Origin of the sequence: Syntrophaceticus schinkii, from assembly GCF_000946815.1 — a bacterium.
Lineage (GTDB): Bacteria > Bacillota > DSM-12270 > Thermacetogeniales > Thermacetogeniaceae > Syntrophaceticus > Syntrophaceticus schinkii.
Genome location: NZ_CDRZ01000146.1, coordinates 1 through 5,614, shown reverse-complemented (window position 1 = coordinate 5,614; position 5,614 = coordinate 1). Strand labels below are relative to the sequence as shown.

At 49.2% G+C, this 5,614-nt stretch carries 5 protein-coding genes, 1 pseudogene and 1 other annotated feature; all 6 genes and pseudogenes read right to left on the bottom strand.

Annotated features, from left to right (window positions below; all coding sequences use genetic code 11):
* Window positions 1-176: 176 nt before the first annotated feature.
* Window positions 177-386, bottom strand: a complete 210-nt coding sequence (locus SSCH_RS06555; RefSeq protein ID WP_044664770.1) for a hypothetical protein — start codon at window positions 384-386, stop codon at window positions 177-179.
* A 234-nt stretch (window positions 387-620) separates the two neighbouring features.
* Complete coding sequence (locus SSCH_RS06550; protein WP_044664769.1) at window positions 621-1,157, bottom strand: NYN domain-containing protein; 537 nt, start codon at window positions 1,155-1,157, stop codon at window positions 621-623.
* A 4-nt stretch (window positions 1,158-1,161) separates the two neighbouring features.
* On the bottom strand, window positions 1,162-1,920 hold the full coding sequence (gene rlmB / locus SSCH_RS06545) for a 23S rRNA (guanosine(2251)-2'-O)-methyltransferase RlmB (RefSeq protein WP_044664768.1): 759 nt from the start codon (window positions 1,918-1,920) through the stop codon (window positions 1,162-1,164).
* Window positions 1,910-2,602 (bottom strand): annotated as a pseudogene (gene thyX / locus SSCH_RS06540) (FAD-dependent thymidylate synthase). Before thyX ends, rlmB begins: the two are co-directional and overlap by 11 nt.
* A 177-nt stretch (window positions 2,603-2,779) precedes the next feature.
* The gene (gene cysS / locus SSCH_RS06535; RefSeq protein WP_044664772.1) at window positions 2,780-4,297 is read right to left on the bottom strand and encodes a cysteine--tRNA ligase; all 1,518 of its coding nucleotides are present in this window, start codon (window positions 4,295-4,297) and stop codon (window positions 2,780-2,782) included.
* Window positions 4,272-4,961 carry a serine O-acetyltransferase gene (gene cysE / locus SSCH_RS06530; protein WP_044664771.1) on the bottom strand — a complete coding sequence of 230 codons (690 nt, stop codon included), beginning with the start codon at window positions 4,959-4,961 and terminating at the stop codon, window positions 4,272-4,274. The genes cysS and cysE overlap by 26 nt, the downstream gene beginning before the upstream one ends.
* Before the next feature lie 54 nt (window positions 4,962-5,015).
* Window positions 5,016-5,238 (bottom strand) — a binding site (T-box leader).
* Window positions 5,239-5,614 lie beyond the last annotated feature (376 nt).

Below are 5,614 nucleotides of genomic sequence, written 5' to 3'. Positions count from 1 at the left end.
ATAATTCTAATGCCGTCTCGACTTCTTACCAGTTCTAACCCGATGGCTTCAAAACTCGCTCACGCTTCCCTCTATCAACTGAGCAGGCCTCGTGTGTACCCCAAACTCAATCCGATCCCGGTTGTCGTGAATCTTATCTTCTTGTTTGGCTGGTAGGGTAATTGACCCCTTTTCTTTCAAGTTTCTTTAAAAGCTTGTAGGTCTAATGAAGCTGTCTTGTTCCGACCATTCGGTGTTACCCAATCTAAGTTCTCACAGACCGTATTTGCTAGCTCGGTAAGGCTTAGTTTCGGAAACATGCGTATTATTTCCTTAACATCTTGCAGTTCCTGTTCGGTGAAATATCTGCCGCTTACCAAGACTTGGTTGTCGTATTGTTTTGTCATAGTGCAGGCCCCCTTTGATAATAACCCACACTATTGTCTCATAATTAATTACCGCTGTCCAGTTCCTTTTTCGATAAAATATTTCTTCTAGTCTCTGGAAACCCTTGTCGGGCATAGTAGTTAAAGGCTATGCGTCAGTTCTGTTGTGATTGTCGATATTTTATATAATAAAATACATAACGTCTATTATTAATCTAGTATTACATATAACTGCTATATACTGACAAATTCGCATCAAAAATCAGAAAACTTGTGCCTGCGCCAACCCTCTAAAACCTTCTTTGTGCTCTCTGAGAGATGATGATCAAGCAGCACGCGTTCGCATTTACTGCTTAACCGCATTTTTTCGATATTTTTTATCTTCTGCATATCCTGCCGGAGTTCCTGGGGTGTAACCCTGTAGGCGCCTTGTGCGGAGATGATCCGCTGCTCCAGCCAGTCATAGGTTGCCACAAAAAGCGACAGATTTTTTTCTTCTTGAGATGCTAAACGATGCTGTACTGCATAGCGCTCTATCCAGTTGTCCGCTGTTTCCCCTTCTCTGGTGTAAACCACTTCAACCCCCAGGTAATGTTCACTGTGTCCCACTCCCCCTTTGACAAAATGGGCATCAAAAACCACAATCACACTGATACCGCAGAGAGCTTGGAATTCGGCCAGATCGGCAACCAACTGTTCGCGTGCATAGCTGAGGTCATGCTCTTTCAGATCTGACAGCTCCGGCCAATTGTTGATCACATTGTACCCATCTACCAGCAGGATACCATCCAATACCTCACCTTCCCCGGCGCCCTTTTTTCGCTGCCTGTAACCTCTGACGCATAACCTCAAAAACAAGAATGGAACCTGCTGCTGCAGCATTTAGTGATTCAATTCTTCCCTGCATAGGAATGCGTACAAGATAATCACAGACTTTAGTCAGGTGTCCTAAACCCTTTCCTTCCCCACCGATGACGAGAGCAAGGGGACAGGTCAGCTCCGCCTCATAATACGGGAGTTCTCCCGTCATGTCTGCACCGGCCACCCAGAGACCCTCTTTTTTTAAGCCATTCAAGGTTTGAGAGAGGTTCCCGACCCTGCTGACCAGCATATACTCCAGGGCTCCGGCAGAGACCTTCTCTACAGTCCCGGTCAAAGGAACCGCTCTGTGTCTGGGAATGATCAACCCGTGCACACCTGCCGCCTCAGCACTGCGAATTATGGCGCCCACATTCTGGGGGTCTTCCCACCCAGCAAGAACAATCACCAGGGGGTCTTCTCCCCAGGCCGCGGCACGGGCCAAAATATCATCTACATGAACATATTTTTTCGGGCTGAGGGAAGCGGCGATACCCTGGTGGTTGGCTCCTTCGGTCAGACGGTCGAGGACATTGCGCGGCACATACTGTACTGGAATCCCCTTTTTTTGTGCACTGGAGACAAGATCACCCATACCGCCTCGGCTGCCCCGGGCGATCATGATCTTGTTACAGGGACGCCCTGCTCGCAGGGCCTCCATTACCGGATTGCGTCCCCAGATTGTCTCATCCATCATCTGTCACCTCTCGACAGCGCACCTCCTGCGCTCTGCCGCAGGAAAACTCACCCTCCCAGCAGATTCCCTCTATCTCACAGGAGGGGCCTGCTAAAGCGAACAGTATGGGTGCAACCTGGCGCACCTGCTCCCTCATCCTTAAAGCCAGTTCCCGGATCTCCCACTGGGCACGGCGGCAGCAGCGCATCCGAAAGAAGTTAAAAAGGGAGCGGGCATTCATGGTACAAACAAGCTTTGTTTCCACAGCATTAGGGAGCAGATAGCGGGCATCCTCCGCGGGACAATACCGGATAGCTTCCTATACGCCTCCTGTAAATCCCCCATCACACGGGTGAACAGGGCTGCGGCATCTGGGTCCGCAGCGGATGGAAGGGGGTGTGATATAGGAAAAATTATTCTCATTCACATAGCGCTGTGACTTCTGAGAGTAAGAAGCGATACGGTGCCTTACCAATTGGTGAGAAAGAGAGCGGCTCACCCCTTCGATGGCAAAGGTAAAACTGGCATGTTCTACAGGAGAGAGGTGCCCCATGGAGATCAGCCTTTTCAACAAAGAACTTACCTCTTCCTTGCCCAGATCCTGTTTCAAATCAAGGGCACCGCGGTCAGAGTAGCAGATCCGCGCCGCCGCAGCAACCGCTGCCTCCGGATCCGGGGTATAGGTGATTAACTCAACTTTCATCTTTGATAACTTCTTATCTGTATGGATATTATGCATGATCAGCGCTCCGTTCCGACTTTTTCAGCATTCACTTTAATAATAACCTTTTGACACATTAAAGGCCATCTCTCCGGGTAAAATTTATTTATAACCTGACAGGATCCTGACCGCAGCAATCTCCTACCACTGCGAAAAATATCACACAAGCCTCCAGCGGGTACCTCGGGGGGTATCCTCCAGGATAATACCTTCTTTTTTGAGGGCATCTCGCAGCTGGTCGGACAGTTGAAAATCCTTCTGTGCCCTTGCCTCCTGACGCACTGAAATCAGAATATCCAGTATTCCCTGGGGATCCTGGGGAAGTGGTGATTGCAATAGATCCCCTGCCTTATCTTGCAGAGATAAAGCGATCTCCCGAATCCCCTCTAAATACTCCGGTCCTAATTCCCGTTTTTCCCCGGGAAGAAGGCCAAGAGTATCCAAAAGCTCTTGATAAGACTGCCGCGCCTGGATCAATACATGGATCACTGCAGGTGTGGGTACAAAATCTTTATTATTGATAAAAGCGTTGATTTCCCGTCCCATATCATAAAGAGCTGCCAACCCTAAGGCGGTGTTAAAATCATCATCCATGGCTTTTTCAAATTTAGCAACACAAAAGGCTATACGATCGCGAAAAGCCTCCGCATCCTTAGAAAGCCTTCCCACAGCTGCATCTTGTTTGCCATCAGTGATGCCGTCCAGCAGTTCCAGGGTGTTGGCCAGCCTGTTGTAGCTTTTCCGGGCGGACTTCAAACTCCCGGAGCCGTAATCCAGGGGGCTTCTGTAGTGGGTGGAAAGCAGGAAAAAACGCAAGATCTCAGGAGCCCACTCTTGAAGCAGATCCCTCACGATAAAGAAGTTGCCCAGAGATTTGGACATCTTTTCCTGGTCAATTGTAACGAACCCGTTGTGGATCCAGTAGCGGGCAAAGGGAGCGGAACCTGTATAGGCCTCCGCCTGAGCGATCTCATTTTCATGATGGGGAAAAATGAGGTCACTGCCGCCACCGTGAATATCAAAACTGAATCCCAGGTATTTGATGGACATCGCGGAGCATTCCAGGTGCCAGCCCGGTCGACCCATTCCCCAGGGGCTCTCCCAGGCCGGTTCCCCCGGCTTTGCTGCCTTCCAGAGGACAAAATCCAGGGGGTCATGCTTGCGCTCATCTACACCTATCCGTGCACCGGCCAGCATCTCTTCTAAACTGCGTCCGGACAGCTTCCCATAACCCCTGAACTTTCTCACGGAAAAATAAACATCCCCGCCCTCTTCATAGGCGATCCCCTTCTCATAAAGCACCTTGACCATCTCCAGCATCTCGGGGATGTGTTCACTGGCCCGGGGATGAACATCCGCCCTCTTCACCCTGAGGGCATCGGCGTCCCTGAAGTACTCACCGATATACTTGTCAGCGAGTTCAAAGGGATCCATATTTTCCTCCCTGGCACGGTTGATGATCTTGTCATCGATATCAGTAAAGTTCTGGATATAAGTGACGCGGTACCCCTTGTATTCCAGGTACCTCCTGATGGTATCAAAGATCACCAGTGGACGGGCATTCCCCAGGTGAATAAAGTTGTATGTGGTGGGGCCGCAAGTATAGATCTTCATCTGCTGCGGCAGCTTGGGCAGCAACTGCTCTTTCTGTTTAGATAATGTGTTGTAGACTTTCAGGGCCATCTAGCTTTTCCTCCAGTTCAGCAATCTGTTTTTCCAGATGAATAATTCTTTCTTGTAATGTCACTATCATCTCCCCTACCGGGTCAGGCAGGAGATTGTGCCTCAGATCGATGCCATCATCATCAATATCCCTCACTCTACGGCCATCACGCTTGACAACCTTTCCCGGTACCCCTACAACTGTGCAGTTGTCAGGCACCTCCTGGAGTACCACAGACCCCGCACCGATCTTGACATTGCTGCCTATTTTTTGAGACCCCAGGACCTTGGCTCCGCTGCTGACCACCACATTATTGCCCAGGGTAGGATGGCGCTTCCCCTTTTCTTTGCCGGTCCCCCCAAGGGTCACACCCTGGTAAATGGTTACATTATCACCGATTTCCGTGGTCTCCCCGATGACAACCCCGGTGCCGTGGTCAATGAACAGCCCCTCCCCAATTATTGCTCCGGGATGGATTTCAATTCCGGTGATAAATCTACCAAATTGAGAGATCATCCTGGGTAAGATAACCATTCCCCTTTGATAGAGCCAGTGTGCACATCTATGCATGAGGATGGCATGGAAACCAGGGTAACAAAAGATGACCTCCGCAACGCTCTTTGCCGCGGGATCCCGCTCAAAAATAACATTAATATCCTTCTTGATTCGCCCGAACAATCCCATCCATATTCCCTCCTCTTTAATTTATAATATAAAAAATCCTTTCGCCTCATCAGAGACGAAAGGATTGATTTCGTGGTTCCACTCTGCTTCAGGTTATGAAAAAACCCCTCAAGCCGAGCTGTAACGGCCTCCACCGTTGGCACCTACTTGCTTTCGGCACCACAACTCCCGGGCGCACTTTCACTGCCACTCCGCCAGAACCGCTTTCAGCCGGTGACGGTTCCTCTCTTTTGCTTCGCCGGCAACTACTCTTCCCGATCTTTGTCTTTGCTTATATGTTGCTTAATTATACAAAACAGAATGCCGCGTGTCAAGCGAATTAATCGAAACCCCCACGGCTAATTCATGATACTATTTACTTCCATATCATCTTGAGTTCGGTTTTTTAAAAATGGAGTTTAGGTTAAATCAATTGCGGTTTTACCGCATTGTCGGCCCGTGAGGTTCCGCTTCGCTCCTTTCGTCGATTCTGAAAGCATAGGAAAACCAGCCATACCATTGCGGTGATGGACAGTCAGTCCCTAATGCCTCTTTGGATACTCACGGGAATCTTTTAAATTATAGTTGTCCTTGTAAGTTCAGTACGCTTAAACTGAATCTTTAAAATTTAAATTGTAATCAGCAGCATCTTCGGTGAAGAAGGGACT